Source organism: Mycobacterium sp. WUMAC-067, assembly GCF_020217485.1.
Lineage (GTDB): Bacteria > Actinomycetota > Actinomycetes > Mycobacteriales > Mycobacteriaceae > Mycobacterium.
This window is the reverse complement of sequence record NZ_JAEKMI010000180.1, coordinates 1-632: the sequence shown is the minus strand read 5'-3', so window position 1 is coordinate 632 and position 632 is coordinate 1. Positions and strand designations below refer to the sequence as shown.

The following is a 632-nucleotide window of genomic DNA, read 5'->3' as shown; positions in this document are numbered from 1 at the left end:
GCGAGCACCAGCTGTTGAACTGGCAACCCGTCGCCGAGCCCACCACCCTCACCGACCCCAACCAACACGTCATCACCTCCTGGACCCGCACCACCACCATCACCAACCCCACACTGGTGTCGCGATGAAGGGCTTTATCGCGCGGTTTCGCGGATTCGACGGGCCCAGCCGGGTACTGATGATCAACCAGTTCGGCATCAACATGGGTTTTTACATGCTGATGCCGTATCTGGCGGGGTACCTGGCTGGCCCGCTCGGGCTGGCCGCCTGGGCGGTGGGATTGGTGCTGGGCGTGCGGAATTTCTCCCAGCAGGGCATGTTCATCGTGGGCGGCACGCTGGCCGACCGGCTGGGCTACAAGCCGTTGATCGTGGCTGGATGTCTGTTGCGCACAGGCGGTTTCGCGCTGCTTGTGGTGGCTCACTCGTTGCCGGCTGTGCTTATCGCCGCGGCGGCAACCGGTTTCGCCGGCGCCTTGTTCAACCCGGCGGTGCGTGCCTATCTGGCCGCTGACGCCGGAGATCGCCGGGTGGAGGCCTTCGCCATGTTCAGCCTCTTCTATCAGGCCGGAATCCTGTTGGGTCCGCTGGTCGGACTGGTCCTGGTGGCCGTTGACTTTCAGGTCACGGCGG

Annotated in this window: 1 protein-coding gene; it reads left to right on the top strand. The window is 64.6% G+C overall.

The genetic code is table 11. The annotated features are described in order from the left end of the window. Positions 1 to 124 precede the first annotated feature (124 nt). A partial coding sequence (locus tag JF781_RS28115) for an MFS transporter (protein ID WP_225341375.1) occupies positions 125 to 632 on the top strand: 508 nt, incomplete at its 3' end.